Below are 16,955 nucleotides of genomic sequence, written 5' to 3'. Positions count from 1 at the left end.
CTTTACTCTTGGGTTATGTATGGGAGCGAAGTGATGTCCATTGTTTTCATCTGTTCGTCGATCAGGACTTCGAGATCCCCATCTGCAAAGCCATGTTCAACGAGGTAGAGCATGGGTGCATAAAGCAGCCATTTCACTTCATCGGCTCCGGGCGTTTCTCCTGAAGCGGCCAGCCTTGATTTCCTGGAGCTGAGCTGTTTGGAAATTTTCATCATATCCCGGAGCACTGAATAGCTTCTGTCTTTTGCAATATACATATAGAATCTGCTGAACAGATAATCCCCTGCCAGCACGTGGAGTTCCCTGTCTTCATCTTCAGGTGTCCTATCCAGAAAATTAAGTGCCGTATTAAAAAGAAGAACGGCATCATTTACATGGCTGCCGTGCCGGAGGCTGCCCTTTTCGGAGAAGAAATCAAAAAAAGGATTATTATGTATGTCAAGTACCGATGCGCCGTCTCCCAGGTCGTTTTCAAGTTCTTTCTTAAGAGCATCCATGAAAATATCACCTTATAAATTAATAGACCTAACCAGAAGAAGTTAGGCCTAAGTAGTCAATTATTTTACTGCATCTTTAAGCGCTTTACCTGCTTTGAATGCCGGTACTTTAGATGCTGCAATCTCGATTTCCTCACCAGATTGTGGATTGCGTCCTTTTCTAGCAGAGCGTTCACGCACTTCGAAGTTACCGAAGCCGATAAGCTGTACTTTTTCACCTTTTTTCAAAGATTCCTGGATCGTGTTAAATACTGCATCAACTGCAGCACCCGCTTCTTTTTTTGTAAGATCAGCATCATCGCTGACTGCATTGATCAAATCTGTTTTGTTCATCAGATCCACCTCCTTATATGACTGTAATGATAAGTGTTTTTATCATTATGTTTTGACTTTAACACAGTGGTCTTGGCACTGCAACGGATTTCACCGTTTTAATGCCAAAAAATCCTTTACTGGCCGCTTTTGTGGCGACTTGTCATGAAGATCGGCCGGTTTTTATCGTCCACTGTCACCTCGGGAGAATAGATGGGGACCACCGGTGTATATTCATACAGAACATGCCGGACATCTTCACCGGTTTCGAACGACAGATTGTTCTCCTCTATGATCCTCCCGATATCTTCACGGTAGTCCACTACAAACTGCTGCCCGCCGTTGTAATAGACATTGAGTGAGGAACTTGAATACGGACTTGTTACAACCGGATTGTCGGAAAGTTTGTAGAAGCCGAGATCCAGCTGATAGACATTCGGACCAATCTCTTCACCAAGGTGTACATACTCACCCATTGCATCCAGCCTGATTGTAAGCGAGCGTACTTCCTCTGTAATACTCAGGTCTGCCAGTTTGACTTTTGGATCGTCTTCCGCGTCTATGATGACATATTGATATTTGCCGCCTGCTTCATATGAATTTGCCGGACGTTCATCCAGGTAGTTCGGCACCAGCTTTTCAAAATCAATCTGGTATTCCAGATACTCCCTCTGGTTTTCCTTCGTGCTGATCGGCAGCAGGCCTTCGGAATCTTCCTGGTACTTATCAACTGCATTCTGCACCATTTCGACCTGTGCTTCCCCCGGCACCTGGTTCCCGGCTTTTTCTGATTCCGGATACAGGCACCCTGCCATAAGTACTGCGGCTATCATGAGCATGGATAATTTGATGCTACGCATGGGTGCTGCCCCCGAGAACAGGGATCATGAGCAGGAAAGCGGCAATCAGAAGAACCCATGCAACCATTGAAATAATAATACTTAGAAACCTGTTTTTTACAACGTACCTTGCGACATAGATCAATACTGCCGCAAGCGCCATTGCACCTAACGAATAAAATGAAATCCACATGAGATTCATCCTGGATATATCAAACATTGTATCACTCTCTTGTCCAATCATTGTATTGCTGATCAAGCAGGTCTTCCAGCTTGTCCGTCTCACCTGTCTTCTCGCGCATCATCAGTGCATAGAATGCTTCTTCTTCAGTGATGCCGTGGAAAAGATATCTGTACAGTACTTCAGTGATCGGCATTTCCACACCGTATTCCCTGGACAGTTCGTAGGCCGCCTTTGTTGTGTTGACACCTTCAACCACCATGCCCATCTCCTCCTGGGCCTCATCAACACTTTTGCCTTCGGCGAGCATGATGCCGCAGCGGTAGTTTCTTGAATGCATGCTGGTTGCTGTCACTATGAGATCACCCATTCCAGTGAGACCGAGGAAAGTCAGAGGATTTGCCCCCATCCTCGTGCCCAGGCGGGTGATTTCCTGCAGACCGCGTGTAATGAGTGCCGCCTTTGCATTATCCCCGAAATCAAGGCCGTGAAGGACACCGATTGCAAGAGCGATGATGTTTTTCAATGCTCCGCCTATTTCGACACCTGTCATATCATCATTCCTGTAGACCCGGAAGTACCTATTCATGAAAACATCCTGCACAATCTGCAGGCTTTCCGGGTTTCTGCATGCGGCGCTGACCGTTGTCGGAGATTTTAATGCAACCTCCTCAGCATGGCTCGGTCCGCTCAGGACACAGATGTCTGTCATGGTCCCGGAAGTCATCTCTTCTGCAATGACGTCGGAAACCCGCATGTGGGTGCCAAGCTCCAGACCTTTTGCCACATGGACGAGGATCACTTTTTTGCCGAGTTCCGAAAGTATTCCGTCCAGTTCATTTGAGACTGCACGGATTGCCTTGACGGGCACCGCCAGGACAATCAGTTCTGCATGGACTGCCGCTTCCTTCAGAACATTGGTGGCAAGTATCCCTTCGTTCAAATCGATATTTTTTAAAAAGCGGTGGTTGGTGTGTCTCTGGCTGATTTCCGAAACGACTTCGCCGTTCCGTCCATACATGAGTACATCATGACCATTATCGTTAAGCACCATTGCCAGGCTCGTGCCGAAGCTGCCTGTGCCTATTACAGAAATTTTCATACTTGTACCCTCCTAGTTACGTTTTCTGCTTACTATATGAATTGGTGTGCCTGTGAAATCGAAAGCATTTCTCAGCTGATTCTCCAAATATCTGCGATAGCTGAAATGCATCAGCTCCACATCGTTTACAAATAATACGAACGTCGGCGGGGCGACCCCGACCTGTGTGCCATAGAAGATATTCAGCCTGCGCCCTTTGTCCGTCGGAGTCGGATTCATGCTGACACTGTCGACAAGAACTTCGTTAAGAGTGCTCGACTGGACCCGTTTCTTATGGGAATCGTTGACCAGCCTGATCATCGGGAACAGTGTCGTAAGGCGTGATTTCGTGATTGCCGAGACGAAAGCTATTGGTGCATAATCCAGGAATTGGAATTCGTTCCTGACCCTATCTTCGAATTTCTTCATCGTCTTATCGTCTTTTTCCACTGCATCCCATTTGTTGACCACAATGATCACTGCACGGCCTTCGTCATGGGCAAGACCTGCGATGCGTTTGTCCTGCTCGAGTATGCCTTCTTCCCCATTGATGATCATCAGTACGACATCGGAGCGTTCTATGGCCCTGTTTGCCCTGAGGACCGAGTACTTCTCAGTAGCCTCATATACCTTCCCTTTTTTCCGCATACCTGCGGTATCGATCAGGGTATACTCTTCTCCGTCATAGGAATATGCCGTATCAATCGCATCCCTGGTCGTACCCGCAATATCAGAGACGATGACCCTGTCCTCGCCGAGTATGGCGTTGATAAGGCTGGATTTACCGACATTCGGCCGGCCGATAAGCGATACTTTGATGGATGTATCCATTTCCTCCTCCATTTCAAGGGTCTTGAAATGGTTTACCGCTTCATCGAGAACATCGCCGAGCCCGAGGCCATGTGAACCGGAAACGGGATAAGGATCTCCCAGGCCAAGCTGGTAAAATTCATAAATATCATTTCTCATTTCGAAATTGTCGATTTTATTTACAGCCAGAACAACAGGCTTTTTGGATTTCTGCAAAATCCGGGCAACAAAAAGGTCATCCTCGGTTACACCTTCTCTGCCGTTTGTAATCATCAGGATGACATCTGATTCAAGTATTGCTATTTCCGCCTGCATTTTGATCTGTTCCTGGAAAGGTTCATCTTTTATTTCTATACCGCCTGTATCAATTACATTGAATTCATAGTTCAGCCAGTCTCCGGCAGCATAAAGCCTGTCACGGGTCACGCCGGGGCTGTCTTCCACTATGGCTTTTCTTTCACCGATTATTCTATTGAACAGCGTGGATTTACCGACATTCGGCCTCCCCACCACTGCAATGGTTGGTTTATACATAGGTTCCCTCCTAATTTAAATATATTTTAACACAAAAATAAAATAAAGAGCGATAGACATCGCTCTTTACAGAATTAAATTCATGTCATTTTTATAACGGTTAAATATCCAGGTCTTTGAAACGGTCGCCGAAGACGTCGCCGAGTGTCGGGCCTTCATCATCCGAGTCGTCACGGTATACTTTTGGCTCGTTGTTCTCACTTCTTGGTGCCGGTTCAGTTGTCTCTTTGATGGAGAGTGAGATTTTTTCGGAATCCTCATTGAGTGAAAGTATCTTGACCTGAACTGACTGGCCTTCCTTCAATACATCGCTTGGAACCGCCACATGTTCATGACTGATTTCTGAAACATGGACAAGACCTTCCACACCCGGAGTAACTTCGACGAATGCGCCAAAGTCGACAAGCCTTTTTACAGTCCCTTCAAGTACATCCCCTTCGGAATGAGCTTTGATGAAGCCGTCGAATGGACTTTCCTGTGCCTGTTTGAGGGAAAGGCTGATCCTCTCCTGTTCAGGATCGACATCAAGGATTTTCACATTCACTTTGTCGCCGATGTTCACAGCATCCTCGACTTTTTCGACCCTGCTGTAGCTCAGTTCGGAAATATGGGCAAGACCATCCACTTCGCCGAGGTTGATGAATGCTCCGAAAGTCGTGATGCGCACGACTTCGCCTTCTACAATGCTGCCCACTTCAAGGGTTTCCAGCTGTTTCTTTCTTTCAACCGCTTTTTCAGCTTCCACAATCCGTTTTCTATTAAGTATTACACGATTTTTATCGGGTTCGATATCTTCAACCTTAACTTCCAGTTCCTGGCCGTCAAACTGCTCCAGGTCCTCGATATAGGCATCCGAGAGCAATGATGCAGGAATGAAGCCCCGGACTCCGACATCAATTACAAGACCTGCTTTGACAACTTCCATTACAGTGCCTGTAATCGTTTCGTCGCTGTTTTTTGCAGACTGGAGTGAATCATAAGCATTGGATTCCTCCAGTTTCCTGATGGAAAGGATGACGTTTTTACGGTCCTCTTCATCTTCCACCTTGATGACTACACCTTCGATTGAGTCGTCTTCGGAAACAATCTCCTCCGGACGTTCAATCCTTTTGCTTGTGAGTTGGCTGATCGGTACGATTCCTTCAAAATCAGAGTCGTCGATATGAGCTTTCACGAATTTGTCCTCTATCTTGTACACAGTGCCCCTGACAGTCTCCCCAACCTCAAAGCTGGATGAAACTTCATTTTCCTGCTGTGCATCCTCAGCGGACATCTCTTCATTTACCTCACCGGCATTCTCATTGATTGAGGAATTGTCAATCTCTTCCTGGTTCTCTTCGTTCTTGAAATTATCTGTCGTCATGTGCCTGCCTCCAATTACATTACTAAAAAGTATATATCTAACTTCTTATAAATGTATAGATTTGTCAAGTGATTAGTCAGAAAATAAAAGATTGTTTATATCTTCTGTAATTTTCAGTGTAACATCTTTTCGGGTCATGCCCTGCTCTATAAGCTGTTTAGTGTCTATGGGTTTGCCGAATACAAGGGTTATGCCTTTTTTGCGGTCGTAGCTGCCCTTGATGGCAGCAGGGACGATATTTGCCCCTGACTTTACAGCCACGAAACTTGCCCCCTGCTGGAGGTCCTGCAGCTTGCCGCTGCTGCTTCTGCTTCCTTCCGGGAACATGCAGAGCATATTCCCTTCACCCAGGACCTCGATGGACTTCTTCAAAGCCGCACGGTCGCTTTTACCCCGTTCTACCGGAAAAGCATTCAGATGTGAAATCAGATATCCCAGTACAGGAATCTTGAACAGCTCCGATTTTGCAAAGAACGACATGTCACGATCCACGCTTATCCCGACCAACGGCGGGTCGTATTCTGAGATGTGGTTGCTGCATACGACTACAGGCCCATCCTTCGGCACCCTGTCTTTACCGACCACCCTGATCTTAAAACGGGTATGATAATAGCTTTTTACCAGATTTTTGGCAATAGTGTAGAACATTCCTATTCTCCTTTCAGAACTTCCTCTGCCATGCGGATGATGGTGCTTTCGACTTCTTCGATGCTCATATGGCTGGTGTCCAGCAAAATGGCATCATCCGCTTTTTTCAGCGGAGAAATTTCCCTTGTCATATCAAGATCATCCCGTCTGATGATCTGCTGGATGAGTGTGGAAAGGTCTACATCAACGCCTCTTTCCCTTTCTTCCTCAAGTCGTCGCTCCGCCCGTATTTCAGGGGAGGCTTTCATGTATATTTTAAGCTCCGCCTCAGGCAGCACGGTTGTGCCGATATCCCTGCCGTCCATGACCACACCTTTTTCGGCGGCTATGATACGCTGCATCTGAACGAGGTATTCCCTCACCATTTTGAGGCTTGAAATTTCACTGACATTCGCGGTCACCTCCGGGGAGCGGATTTCAGCTGATACGTCGTTGCCATTCAGATAGATGGAGCGGTTCTCATCATTTGAAAATCTGATGTCCACGTCATCCAGGTTGTCGGCAACTCCCTTCCCTGTATTCAATACGTGGAGTGTGACTGCCCGGTACATGGCACCGGTATCGATATAGACATATCCAAGTTTCTCTGCCACACGTTTCGATATGGTGCTTTTTCCTGCTGCTGCAGGGCCGTCAATTGCAATATTGATCTTATTCTTCATATAAACCCGCCTTGTTGATTGTTCCAATTTATTCTATCATATATTTAATGAATCGTTTAGGAGGAAGTGGCATGAACAATAAAATATTGGCTATACATACAGGCGGCACCATCAGTATGTCCACGGCGGACGGCCTCATTTCATCGGATAAAGAGAACCCCGTGGCTCTGGAGGGTGCTGTGAATCTCGATATCAGACTGGAGGAAATCTATCCTGTCAAGAAACCCTCCCCCCATATGACCCTGGACGATATGCTCGGATTAAGGGATATAATATTGGACAGGAGGAATGATTTTGACGGTTTCGTCATCACACACGGCACGGATACTTTGGAGGAGACCGCATATTTCCTGGACCTTGCTCTGAATATACCGGAACCTGTCATCGTGACAGGGGCCATGCGTTCGTTCAATGAAATCGGTTCTGACGGGTTGTACAATTACATCTCCAGCCTGCGCACAGCCATGGACAGCGCTTCGAGAGACCGCGGTGTACTGGTCGTCTTCAATGATGAAATACATACTGCGCGGAATGTCACAAAGACACATACCTCCAATATTGCCACATTCCAGAGCCCGAACCACGGTCCAATCGGCTTTCTGACCAAGGGTTCCCTCCAGTACCACCATCAGGTGGCGCAACAGGATCAGTTTGATGAAGTGGACCTCGGGTACAAAGTCGGGCTGATCAAGACACATGCAGGGCTTGACGGCACCTTTTTCGACGCGCTTATAGATGCGGGCTACCACGGGCTGATCCTCGAGGCTCTCGGGCAGGGGAACATACCGCCAAGCGCGCTGGCAGGACTGCAGAAAGTGCTGGATCAGGGTATTGATGTTGTGCTTGTGTCCCGTTCCTTCAACGGCATCGTCGGGAGTTACTACGATTATGAAGGCGGTGGGCACGACCTTGCGGGCAGAGGGGTCATATTCTCCAACGGCCTGAACGGCCAGAAAGCCCGGATCAAGCTTGTTCTTGCCCTCAGCAATGGACTCAGCGGCCCGGAACTCACAGAAATATTCAGACATTAGAATACCTGTCAGGGGCTCCCTGACAGGTATTTTTCAATTCTCATGTTTTTTCAGGATATCCTCGGCAATCAGCCCGCCGTGGAATCTGCCGTTTTCTATGAAGATGGTGTTGGCATCATTGCCGGCTGCGATGACCCCTGCAATGTACAGGTTTTCCACGTTGGTTTCCATGGTTTCCGGGTTGTGCAGCGGTGCTGTCCCGAATTCATTTTCATTTATTTTGATGCCGAATGACTGCAGGAAGCGGTAATCCGGGTGATAACCGACCATCGCGAAAACATGATCGTTCGGTATTTCGAATACTTCCCCGTCTTTTTCGAGGACGACACTTCCATCTTTGATATCTTTGACACCCGTTCCGAAATGCATATCTATCTTTTCATGTCTGACCAATGAATCGAACTGCGGAAGGATCCATGGTTTTACGCTTTTCGAATATGCGTTCCGACGGTATACGACGGTCACATTGCTGCCTGCTTTCTCAAGCTCCATCGCAGCGTCGACACTGGAGTTTTTGCCGCCGATGACGAGTACGTCCTGTTTGAAGAATGGATGGGCCTCTTTAAAGTAGTGTGAGACTTTTTCCTTATGCTCACCAGGTACATCCAGACGGTTCGGCTGTCCGTAATATCCAGTGGCGATGATCAGATATGTGCAGCTGTAGGTATCCTTTGATGTTTCCAGGATGAACCCGTCCGCATTCCGTCTGCCCGAAGTCACTTCTTCATACATATTGATATTCAGATCGAAATGTTTGACCGCTTCCCTGTAGTAGACGAGCGCCTGGTTCCGTTTGGGTTTATGGGCTTCTGTAATGAAGGGGAAGCCGCCGATTGCCAGTTTCTCGCTTGAGGAGAAGAATGTCTGGTGTGTCGGATAGTTGTAGATGGCTTCGGCAATGTTCCCCTTCTCTATTATGAGATGTTCGAACCCGCGGTTTTTCAGCTCTATCGCGGCTGACATGCCGCAGGGCCCAGCCCCTATGATGATTGTTTCGACGTGTTTCATTGTTAGCACCTTTCTATTCAGGTATGACAAGCTCCTGTCCCACACTCAGAGAGTCGGGAGTCACACCGTTTGCATCCATGATCTTATTGACATTTTCGCTGCTGCCGCTTCCGTAATAGCGGATGGCGATCCTGTACAGGTTGTCTTCAGCGCTCACGACGTGAGTGGCTCCCCCTGAAGTACTTTCTTCAGATTCAGCCTGTTCCTCTGTCTGTTCTTCAGCCGGCTGTTCCGAGGTCTGCTCTTCTGTCGGTTCCTCAGTTGTTTCTTCTTCAGATGTCTCCACTTCGCTTGTATCCGAGCCGGAGTCTTCCCCTGATTCCTTTTCTTCGATTGCAGAGGATGCGGCTTCTTCAAGTTCCGACCGCTCCTCTTCAGAGTAGTCGGAAGCAAGCTCACCGGTACCCAGATCCTGCCCGGAATCCGAACCGGATGAAGAATCAGATCCGGATTCATTTTCACGCTGTTCTGCAAGCTCCCTTTCCTTTTCGGCTTTCTGGGACTCGAGATCCTCATTGACATCACCGTCTGTCTGGTCACCGGAGGATTCTTCCGTATCCTCTTCACCGGCACCTGCAAGTTCTGTGCCGTTATTACCGGATGGCCAGAAATTGCTGATGATCATCACGAATAGGATTATGGTTACCGGCAGAAGCAACGCTCCGCCGAGGAGGATGGGCAGAATCCCTTTCTTCTCTTTGTTCCCCTCCCCTTCTTTTGCCGGTGACGGCCGCCTGCTGCGAAGTTCGGAAAGCTTTGCCTTGGAGACCTTCACTTCATCTTTGAACCGTCTGTTGTATGCTGATAATTTTCCCGCAAAAAATACCTTCCCTTTTTCAAGGTTTTCACGATTGAAATAGGACTTTAATTTTTGGCCGGCACCGGCGAAAATCGCAGGATTCTTTTTATCCGGCTTCGACGCCGCAGCCTGTTTCTGCTTCTTTTTTTCATTTTCCTTCTCAAGCTTTGCACGGTGACGGTCGGAGCGTTTCATCGTCTGCTTCTGTTCATCTTTTTGCGGTTCATTCTTCGCCTCTTCGACATCCTTAGAAGCACGCTTATGTTCAATATCTTTATAAAAATCGTCCTTCATTGACATTCTCCTCAAACTGAAATAATTCTTTCCTCAATTATATTACGTTTCCATTACATTTTAAAGTGATAATAAAATGAAGGATACGCCAATAGTCGTATTGTATACGGTCCGGACGGAATATAATTGAAAATCAGCCCGGATAGCCGTAAAATAGTTATGTAGAAATGGTGAGAGGTGAAAAAATGAGCGGGAAGAAATATACCATAGTTGATATGGATACTTGCATTGCCTGCGGTGCCTGCGGAGCAGCTGCACCTGATATATATGATTACGATGATGATGGCATCGCCTATGTGATATTGGATGACAACAAAGGTGTCACCCCTGTGCCCGAAGAATTGCTTGAAGACATGGAGGATGCATTTGAAGGCTGTCCCACGGATTCCATCAAAGTGGAAGAAGAACCGTTTGACGGCGATCCGTTGAAATTCGAATAGTTATAAAAAGAAGTGCAGCCCGGGCTGCACTTCTTTTTTCATTTCAGCAGTTTTTCAAGCTTTGGAATCAACCTCACATAGATGAGATATGAGACAAGGCACACTATGACGCCTTTGATGAGATTGAATGGTATGATTCCGGCTGTGACCACTGCACGGATATTCGCAATCAGATCTGTATGGTCTATGATCAGGCCGTACATCGGCAGAAGTACAAAGTAATTGAGCACCGCCATCATGAGTGTCAGTGATAAGATGCCTAATATGAAGCCCGTGACCAGTGATTTTCTGGTTCTGGATCTTACATACATGAAATAGACCGGCAGCATGAGAGAAAATGCCGCAAGCAGGTTTGCGAGCGGCCCGATGGGTTCACTCGCCATGAGCAGTGCATACAGTACGATCTTCAGAACAATGATTAGTGATCCGGCGATGCCACCCAGTAATATGAACCCGATGAATGTCGGAATATCCGACAGATCCACCATCAGAAACGGCGGCATGAACGGAATTGGAAATTGCAGGAGCATCAGTATAAATGACAGGGCTGCGAGTATGCTGATCAGAATCAGGCGTTGCAGTTTATTTTGTCTCATGGCCTCATCTCTCTTCGTTTGTTTTTGGGAGTGTGATGCGGAATGTCGTCCCGCCGCCGAACTCACTTTCCAGTTCAATTGTACCATTGTGCCTGTGTATGATGCTCCGGACGATATAGAGCCCGAGCCCCGTGCCGTGCTTGCCGCGTGTCCTCGACTCATCGACTTTATAGAATCTTTCAAAGACACGTTCCTGATGTTCAGGAAGTATGCCGGCCCCCGTATCACGGACCTCTATGATCTTGAACCGCCCCGTGTCCCGGATTCCGATCGTTATATTATCACCTTCTGATGTATAGCGGATTGCATTGTCGAGAAGGTTCGTCAGCACCTGATTGATCTTGTCATAGTCGAAATTGAATACCGGATCAGGATCATCCACTTCTATATTGAAGGAGATGCCGTTCCCCTGCATCTCATGGCGGAATCTGGCAGCCAGTTTATCGAGCAGGTCGCCAAAGTCATTTTCCTCGATGCTGAAGAAGTCGGAACCTGTATCCATCCGTGCTATGGTGATCAGTTCATTCACCATGGTGTTCATCCTGTCCGATTCATCCTTGATTATGCCCGCCATTTCTTTGATCTCTTCGGGTTCTGTGACAATGTCATCGATCAATGCCTCTGAATAGCCGCTCAGCATGACCATCGGTGTCTTCAGTTCATGGGAGACATTGGCGATGAATTCCGAACGCATCTTCTCCGTGTTCACTTCTTCGGTAATGTCCCGGATCAGGAGGATGACACCGAACAGTTCACGATCCTGTTCGACCGGTGTGTAAGAGAACTGCATATGCCTGTCGTTTATATCCACACGTTCGACGGCCGGCTCCCTGTATTGGACGATCTCTCTGATATCGTTCTGGAAACCTTCAAAGGTTTCAGTCTGTGCTTTCATATGATCGTAAAGGTAGTTTCCCTTTTTGTTTGAATATATGAGCCTGACCCGGCTGTCGAAATAAAGGACACCTTCATTGATGGAGGTGAATATCTGCTCCCTCAGATTCTTCTCATGCTCGATCTGTTCCACATTGCTCTGGATGTCATTGTTCATCTTATTGAAAGCAAGCGTGAGCTCGCCGATCTCATCCCTGCTTTTTGTTTCAATTGTATTGTATTTCCCTTTTGCGGTCTTGAAGGCAGCATCTTTCAGGCTGATCAGCGGTCTCGTGATCCTGTTGATCAGGAAGAATGCGAAAGATGTAGTTATGAGGAACAGGACGAAGCCGCTGGCTATGATGATCATCGTGACTGCCGCCATGGATTCGTTAATATCCTCAAGATCGCGGTATTTGATGATCGCCATTTCACTGTCGAAAAAATCACTCAGATTGGAGACGCGGACCATATAATCATGGCCTTCAATATCTTCAAGCAGGAAAGTGTTCCCTTCCCCGTCACCCTCGATGATCCTTGAGTATATTTCCCGGTCTGTCGAGGACTGCTGAGAAATCATCTGCCCGTCCCTGTAGATGATGAGGTTGTCTTCACGGAGCAATGTGGCATTAAGATCCTGATTGTCATGCCTCGAGAGAACAATTTCTTCAGCACGTGAAATCTCCTCCTCAAGGAGAGTCTCTGTGGAATTGAGCATGTAGTTCCTGAAATACATGCTGAGTATGACTGATAATATAATTAAAACTGTAGTCACTATCAGAATGATAGTCAACCACAGTTTAGTTACGACGCTGTTCAATACTTTCATTATTCATTGACCTCGAATTTGTAGCCGATGCCCCAGACCGTGTGGATCATTTCACTCGCCTCGGGCGACACCTTGTTCAGCTTTTCCCTCAGGCGCTTGACATGGGTGTCCACGGTACGCAGGTCACCATAGAAATCATAGTGCCAGACTTCACTTAAAAGCTCCTCGCGGTCGAACACTTTATCCGGGCTTTTCGCCAAAAAGAGAAGAAGTTCATACTCTTTCGGTGTAAGGTTCACCTTTGTGTCGTTCGCAAGGACCCTGTGGGCATCGTTATCAATCACAAGGTGTTCATATGCAATGACATCTTTTGCTGTTGCATCAGCTTCGATGAAGGAGGTTTCCGAGGAACGTCTCAGTATTGCCTTCACCCTCAGAACGACTTCCCTCGGGGAGAAAGGTTTGACGATGTAATCGTCCGCCCCGACTTCAAAGCCTTCCACCCGGTTGTTCTCCTCACCTTTTGCGGTGAGCATGATGATCGGCGTGGATTTGTGGTTCCTCAGGCGTTTGGCAACTTCGATGCCGTCCATTTTCGGCATCATGAGATCGAGGAGGATGCAGTGGAAATCCTTTTCCATTGCAAGCTCCAGTGCCTCCTCTCCATTATCCGCCTCTGTAATTTCATATCCTTCACGCACCAGGTACATATTGAGCAGCTTTCTGATGCGTTCTTCATCATCGACGATTAGTATATTTTCAGCCATACAAACCCTCTTTTCATATTATGCGTAAGAATGCAGGCCTGCGACCAGCAGGTTGATAGCAATGAGATTGAAAAGTATGAGCAGGAATCCGATGACGGCAAGCCATGCCGACTTTTCACCCTCATACCCCCTGTTGAGTCTCAAATGCAGGAATATCGTATAGAACATGAACGTGATGAATGCCCAGGTCTCTTTCGGGTCCCATCCCCAGAATCTGCTCCATGCAATCTGTGCCCAGATCGCAGCGAAGAAAATGCCTCCGAGAGCAAATATCGGGAATCCTATGATGACGGAACGATAGCCGATTTCATCCATCAGATTGAGGTCCGCCCTGTCCGTAAGTGGTTTTATCAGAGCCGACAGGCGTTTTCTTATTATTAACCTGATGATACCGTAAACGATGAGACCAGTAAACACAGACCAGAGGACCGTGTTCAGTTTCTGAGAGTCGATCAGCGGAGGAAGGTTGATTCCGCTGTGGAAATGATCCGCCTCTTCGTAATTGTTCTCTCCGACATGCTCAACCGGCACTGCACCTTCAAAGTTGATCAGACTCGGCAGATGGTATTCCGCCACCTGTGTCTGTCCCTGTTTGTCAGTGTACATGAAATCATCCTGATATCCTATTATGGACTCCATGAGTACTGTTGTTACGATGAATGTGATGACAATCACTATACCTGCCATTATTGCTTCGAGGAAGCGTGCACGCCATGATTTTTCCGTAGCCGGTATAGCTTTCAGCAGATAGATCAGGCCGGCTACCGCACTCATTGAGAGTATACCATATGCAAGGGTGACGGTGATAACGTGAATGGCCAGCCAGTTGCTCTGCAGTGCCGGTATCAGGGGTTCCACTTCCCGTGAGAACATGCTCCCGTATGCAACCAGGAGCAGTGATACAGGAATCGCGAATAATCCGAAAACCTGTGTCTTGAAATAATGATACGTTATCAGGAAGCCCGCAATCAGCATTATTGCAAACATGGTGATGAATTCATACATGTTTGAAACAGGCGCATGCCCCTGGGCAATCCATCTCAGTATGAAATAGCCGAGCTGCATGATGAACGCGGCCACGATCATGATGATCGAGACCCGTCCCGGCTTATTTGATTTGGATTTGATGCTTGCTGCCAGCGGCAGAAGTGCCACGAGATATATTATAAAGGCCGCATACAGCAGGCTGCTGCTTATGGACACAAGTTGAGTTTCCATTCTAAGACTCCTTATCTTTGGCTTTGTCTTCTAATTCCTGTTTATCTGACACCGGGGGAAATGAATTTGCCTCCAGTATCGGATCCAGTTCCTTTTTCATGCCAAAATAGTTTTTGTTTGTATGCCCTGCCAGTGTAAAACCGTCTTCGAGGCTGATCCAGATACGTCTGTGGTTAATGTATGAACCGATGAATACACCCGCAAGGAAAATGACGAATCCGCCTGCCACGAGAGGGATGGTAAGGTCCTTCTTGAGTGTCAGTACGCTTGCCATATGCTGTTCGGCTTCCACAAAGCGTATGCTGTAATCGTTGTCCTGCGTAATATCAGTACTGTTCATGATCTGGAGCAGACTCAGTTCGCTTTCACCGCCGGCATTCACTTCAAATACGAAAGCCGGGTTGCGGGGCACTGGCGTTTCTGAAACAAGCGTTCCGTTATCGGCGATTTCCTGGAAGTCCGGGGCATAGGCTCTCATCTTTATCTCTGTGCTTTCATCTATCTGATACGACTGGTCGGGTTCATCCAGATTTACGGTGAAGTTCTCACCGACTGTATTCCCATCCGCGTCTTCGAGTCTGAAGGTCATTGCCTTCATCTGTGAATCATCGTAGCTCGACTGATAAAGTTCATATGAACCGAAGCGGTACGGGTGGTTGACCCTGATGCTGTAGTCGTCTATTTTAGTAAGTTCGGGTTCTGCACCGACAACATCCGAACTCTCATTCTCGTAAACGGAGATGTTAGTCTGGAAATTGCTGACTATGTTGTTTCCCTGATTGAGAGAGTTTTCGAACACCTCTCCCGAGGATTCATCATGGGTGTCCAATATGAATCCGTCGTTCTTGACATAGTATTGACCGTCCGTTGTCGGCAGGTCCTTCGTCTCCCCTTCATTGAGGTAGATGATTTCATCTACATACATGCCCGGGAAAAATCTGAGCATGCTTCCGATAAGCAGAATGATAAGACCTGTATGGTTGATGTAGGGTCCCCACCTGGACAGCTTTCCTTTTTCAAGTAAGTAATTATCCCCGTCTTTACGGACTTTATATCTTTTGGATTTGAGCTGGCTGATCACCTCATCTGCATTGCCTTTGTTCTCTTCGTGCATGAACAGGCGCTGTCTTCTGTAGAATGACTCGTGTTTTTTAGCGCGCTGGTTCTTCAGCGACTTGAAGAGGGGGATGCCCCTGTCTATGCTTGCTGCGATGATCGACAGTGCAAGCATGCCGTTGAGCAGTACAAACCACCAGGAGGAATAGAGGTTATGGAAGCCCAGTGAATAATACAGGTACCCGAGCGTCCCGTAGTTCTCCTGATAGTAATCTGCCGGATCCACCCCGATCGGTATGAAATATTCCTGGGGGAATATCGTCCCTATCGCGGCTGCAACGGCGATGGCAAGAATGATCATGACCCCTACTTTAATGGACGTGAAGAAGATCCAGATCTTGTCAAAAATACTTTTTGACCGGACCTTGGATCTCACTGCACTGCCATCATATCTCATCAGATCTTTGATTTTTTTCCTGTCATAATCACTGTTGATCATCTTACCGCAAGACTGGCACAGCTGTGTGCCTGGCGGATTGACATGACCACACGATTCACATTTGATTTCTTTTAGTTCCATCATACATTCATCCTATTCTGTGGCATCTTCAATGAATGCCAGGATATCTTCATGAGTCAGCTGATATTCCTGTTTTTTGACTACAGTGCCATCTTTGTTGACCGCTATTGTTGTCGGCAGCGGGCCGATGCTGTATGCTTCTGTGACATCCCTTGACTCATCCAGTGCTATGGGGAATTCAAGGTCCGCATCAAGCCCCGAGATGAACTGGTTGATCTGCTGTTCATTCTCCGCTACATTCACTGCCACAATTTCATATTCCTCATTATCATCTGATGTATAAATATCATTCATATCAGGCATTTCCTCACGGCATGGCTTGCACCATGTACCCCAGAAATTAAGGATTACACCTTTGCCGTCACCGGTCAGCTCGGAAAGCCTTATTTCTTCACCTTCCATCGTGGTAAGCTGGAAATCGACCGCCTCATCCCCCACTGCAACAGTTTTGTTATCAGAGGTCAAGTTGAACCACAGCGTGATACCGATTAAAACTGCAACGGTTACAATGATGCTCACTCTTAAAATATTGCGTGTTCCGCGCTTCATATTCTCACCTGCCTGTACGTTCATTCATAAATTTCATTATAGCATCTT

19 protein-coding genes are annotated in these 16,955 nt (G+C 47.2%); 2 read left to right on the top strand and 17 right to left on the bottom strand.

Going from position 1 to position 16,955, the window contains the following annotated elements; genetic code table 11:
* Positions 1-2 precede the first annotated feature (2 nt).
* The 9 genes from WN59_RS01790 to cmk all read right to left on the bottom strand — a co-directional run bounded on the left by WN59_RS01790 (position 3) and on the right by cmk (position 6,927).
* A complete protein-coding gene (locus tag WN59_RS01790; RefSeq protein ID WP_046511641.1) occupies positions 3-497 on the bottom strand; it encodes a hypothetical protein in 495 nt (164 codons plus the stop codon).
* Positions 498-557: 60 nt separating this feature from the next.
* Positions 558-830, bottom strand: coding sequence for an HU family DNA-binding protein (locus WN59_RS01785; RefSeq protein ID WP_046511638.1), 273 nt, complete (start codon positions 828-830; stop codon positions 558-560).
* Positions 831-946: 116 nt separating this feature from the next.
* Entirely contained in the window at positions 947-1,669 is a 723-nt protein-coding gene (locus tag WN59_RS01780) for a hypothetical protein (protein ID WP_046511635.1), read from the bottom strand.
* Positions 1,662-1,868 (bottom strand): DUF2768 domain-containing protein, encoded by a 207-nt coding sequence (locus tag WN59_RS01775; protein ID WP_017548931.1) that lies wholly within the window; start codon positions 1,866-1,868, stop codon positions 1,662-1,664. The genes WN59_RS01780 and WN59_RS01775 overlap by 8 nt, the downstream gene beginning before the upstream one ends.
* Positions 1,869-1,872: 4 nt before the next feature.
* Positions 1,873-2,931, bottom strand: coding sequence for an NAD(P)H-dependent glycerol-3-phosphate dehydrogenase (locus WN59_RS01770; RefSeq protein WP_046511631.1), 1,059 nt, complete (start codon positions 2,929-2,931; stop codon positions 1,873-1,875).
* A gap of 12 nt (positions 2,932-2,943) precedes the next feature.
* Complete coding sequence (gene der, locus WN59_RS01765) at positions 2,944-4,254, bottom strand: ribosome biogenesis GTPase Der (protein ID WP_046511628.1); 1,311 nt, start codon at positions 4,252-4,254, stop codon at positions 2,944-2,946.
* A gap of 100 nt (positions 4,255-4,354) precedes the next feature.
* A complete protein-coding gene (gene rpsA / locus WN59_RS01760) occupies positions 4,355-5,617 on the bottom strand; it encodes a 30S ribosomal protein S1 (protein WP_052747221.1) in 1,263 nt (420 codons plus the stop codon).
* A 72-nt stretch (positions 5,618-5,689) separates the two neighbouring features.
* Positions 5,690-6,265: a lysophospholipid acyltransferase family protein gene (locus tag WN59_RS01755; RefSeq protein ID WP_046511625.1), complete on the bottom strand. Its 576-nt coding sequence runs from the start codon at positions 6,263-6,265 to the stop codon at positions 5,690-5,692.
* A 2-nt stretch (positions 6,266-6,267) separates the two neighbouring features.
* Complete coding sequence (gene cmk, locus WN59_RS01750; RefSeq protein WP_046511622.1) at positions 6,268-6,927, bottom strand: (d)CMP kinase; 660 nt, start codon at positions 6,925-6,927, stop codon at positions 6,268-6,270.
* A 71-nt stretch (positions 6,928-6,998) separates the two neighbouring features.
* On the opposite strand from cmk, the gene WN59_RS01745 reads away from it, so the two are divergent.
* Positions 6,999-7,958, top strand: a complete 960-nt coding sequence (locus tag WN59_RS01745; RefSeq protein WP_046511620.1) for an asparaginase — start codon at positions 6,999-7,001, stop codon at positions 7,956-7,958.
* Between the two features lie 33 nt (positions 7,959-7,991).
* Here the strand turns inward: WN59_RS01745 and WN59_RS01740 are convergent, their stop codons facing one another.
* Both WN59_RS01740 and WN59_RS01735 read right to left on the bottom strand, forming a co-directional pair.
* A complete protein-coding gene (locus WN59_RS01740) occupies positions 7,992-8,966 on the bottom strand; it encodes a YpdA family putative bacillithiol disulfide reductase (protein WP_046511618.1) in 975 nt (324 codons plus the stop codon).
* Between the two features lie 13 nt (positions 8,967-8,979).
* Positions 8,980-10,059 carry a LysM peptidoglycan-binding domain-containing protein gene (locus WN59_RS01735; RefSeq protein WP_046511615.1) on the bottom strand — a complete coding sequence of 360 codons (1,080 nt, stop codon included), beginning with the start codon at positions 10,057-10,059 and terminating at the stop codon, positions 8,980-8,982.
* Positions 10,060-10,244: 185 nt separating this feature from the next.
* Between WN59_RS01735 and WN59_RS01730 the strand changes: the two genes are divergently transcribed.
* Entirely contained in the window at positions 10,245-10,499 is a 255-nt protein-coding gene (locus WN59_RS01730; RefSeq protein ID WP_046511612.1) for a ferredoxin, read from the top strand.
* Between the two features lie 38 nt (positions 10,500-10,537).
* Here WN59_RS01730 and WN59_RS01725 read toward each other — a convergent pair whose 3' ends face one another.
* Genes WN59_RS01725 through resA form a run of 6 tightly spaced genes read right to left on the bottom strand, consistent with a single transcriptional unit; the run spans position 10,538 to position 16,931 of the window.
* Entirely contained in the window at positions 10,538-11,095 is a 558-nt protein-coding gene (locus WN59_RS01725; RefSeq protein ID WP_046511609.1) for an ECF transporter S component, read from the bottom strand.
* A gap of 4 nt (positions 11,096-11,099) precedes the next feature.
* Entirely contained in the window at positions 11,100-12,797 is a 1,698-nt protein-coding gene (locus tag WN59_RS01720) for a sensor histidine kinase (protein WP_197073381.1), read from the bottom strand.
* Positions 12,797-13,504 (bottom strand): response regulator transcription factor, encoded by a 708-nt coding sequence (locus WN59_RS01715; protein WP_046511606.1) that lies wholly within the window; start codon positions 13,502-13,504, stop codon positions 12,797-12,799. Before WN59_RS01715 ends, WN59_RS01720 begins: the two co-directional genes overlap by 1 nt.
* 18 nt (positions 13,505-13,522) lie before the next feature.
* The gene (gene ccsB / locus WN59_RS01710; protein WP_046511603.1) at positions 13,523-14,722 is read right to left on the bottom strand and encodes a c-type cytochrome biogenesis protein CcsB; all 1,200 of its coding nucleotides are present in this window, start codon (positions 14,720-14,722) and stop codon (positions 13,523-13,525) included.
* A 1-nt stretch (position 14,723) separates the two neighbouring features.
* Positions 14,724-16,358, bottom strand: a complete 1,635-nt coding sequence (locus WN59_RS01705; RefSeq protein WP_046511600.1) for a cytochrome c biogenesis protein ResB — start codon at positions 16,356-16,358, stop codon at positions 14,724-14,726.
* Between the two features lie 12 nt (positions 16,359-16,370).
* Positions 16,371-16,931, bottom strand: coding sequence for a thiol-disulfide oxidoreductase ResA (gene resA / locus WN59_RS01700; RefSeq protein WP_231577055.1), 561 nt, complete (start codon positions 16,929-16,931; stop codon positions 16,371-16,373).
* Positions 16,932-16,955: the final 24 nt, after the last annotated feature.

The sequence above is a fragment of the Salinicoccus sediminis genome (assembly GCF_000986795.1).
GTDB lineage: Bacteria > Bacillota > Bacilli > Staphylococcales > Salinicoccaceae > Salinicoccus > Salinicoccus sediminis.
This window is presented reverse-complemented; position numbering and strand designations above follow the sequence as displayed.

What these genes read in the sequence shown, in the direction of transcription:
- WN59_RS01790 (WP_046511641.1), bottom strand. Translation starts at nt 497, where the DNA reads ATGGATGCTCTTAAGAAAGAACTTGAAAACGACCTGGGAGACGGCGCA.
- WN59_RS01785 (WP_046511638.1), bottom strand. Translation starts at nt 830, where the DNA reads ATGAACAAAACAGATTTGATCAATGCAGTCAGCGATGATGCTGATCTT.
- WN59_RS01780 (WP_046511635.1), bottom strand. Translation starts at nt 1,669, where the DNA reads ATGCGTAGCATCAAATTATCCATGCTCATGATAGCCGCAGTACTTATG.
- WN59_RS01775 (WP_017548931.1), bottom strand. Translation starts at nt 1,868, where the DNA reads ATGTTTGATATATCCAGGATGAATCTCATGTGGATTTCATTTTATTCG.
- WN59_RS01770 (WP_046511631.1), bottom strand. Translation starts at nt 2,931, where the DNA reads ATGAAAATTTCTGTAATAGGCACAGGCAGCTTCGGCACGAGCCTGGCA.
- der (WP_046511628.1), bottom strand. Translation starts at nt 4,254, where the DNA reads ATGTATAAACCAACCATTGCAGTGGTGGGGAGGCCGAATGTCGGTAAA.
- rpsA (WP_052747221.1), bottom strand. Translation starts at nt 5,617, where the DNA reads ATGACGACAGATAATTTCAAGAACGAAGAGAACCAGGAAGAGATTGAC.
- WN59_RS01755 (WP_046511625.1), bottom strand. Translation starts at nt 6,265, where the DNA reads ATGTTCTACACTATTGCCAAAAATCTGGTAAAAAGCTATTATCATACC.
- cmk (WP_046511622.1), bottom strand. Translation starts at nt 6,927, where the DNA reads ATGAAGAATAAGATCAATATTGCAATTGACGGCCCTGCAGCAGCAGGA.
- WN59_RS01745 (WP_046511620.1), top strand. Translation starts at nt 6,999, where the DNA reads ATGAACAATAAAATATTGGCTATACATACAGGCGGCACCATCAGTATG.
- WN59_RS01740 (WP_046511618.1), bottom strand. Translation starts at nt 8,966, where the DNA reads ATGAAACACGTCGAAACAATCATCATAGGGGCTGGGCCCTGCGGCATG.
- WN59_RS01735 (WP_046511615.1), bottom strand. Translation starts at nt 10,059, where the DNA reads ATGAAGGACGATTTTTATAAAGATATTGAACATAAGCGTGCTTCTAAG.
- WN59_RS01730 (WP_046511612.1), top strand. Translation starts at nt 10,245, where the DNA reads ATGAGCGGGAAGAAATATACCATAGTTGATATGGATACTTGCATTGCC.
- WN59_RS01725 (WP_046511609.1), bottom strand. Translation starts at nt 11,095, where the DNA reads ATGAGACAAAATAAACTGCAACGCCTGATTCTGATCAGCATACTCGCA.
- WN59_RS01720 (WP_197073381.1), bottom strand. Translation starts at nt 12,797, where the DNA reads ATGAAAGTATTGAACAGCGTCGTAACTAAACTGTGGTTGACTATCATT.
- WN59_RS01715 (WP_046511606.1), bottom strand. Translation starts at nt 13,504, where the DNA reads ATGGCTGAAAATATACTAATCGTCGATGATGAAGAACGCATCAGAAAG.
- ccsB (WP_046511603.1), bottom strand. Translation starts at nt 14,722, where the DNA reads ATGGAAACTCAACTTGTGTCCATAAGCAGCAGCCTGCTGTATGCGGCC.
- WN59_RS01705 (WP_046511600.1), bottom strand. Translation starts at nt 16,358, where the DNA reads ATGGAACTAAAAGAAATCAAATGTGAATCGTGTGGTCATGTCAATCCG.
- resA (WP_231577055.1), bottom strand. Translation starts at nt 16,931, where the DNA reads ATGAACGTACAGGCAGGTGAGAATATGAAGCGCGGAACACGCAATATT.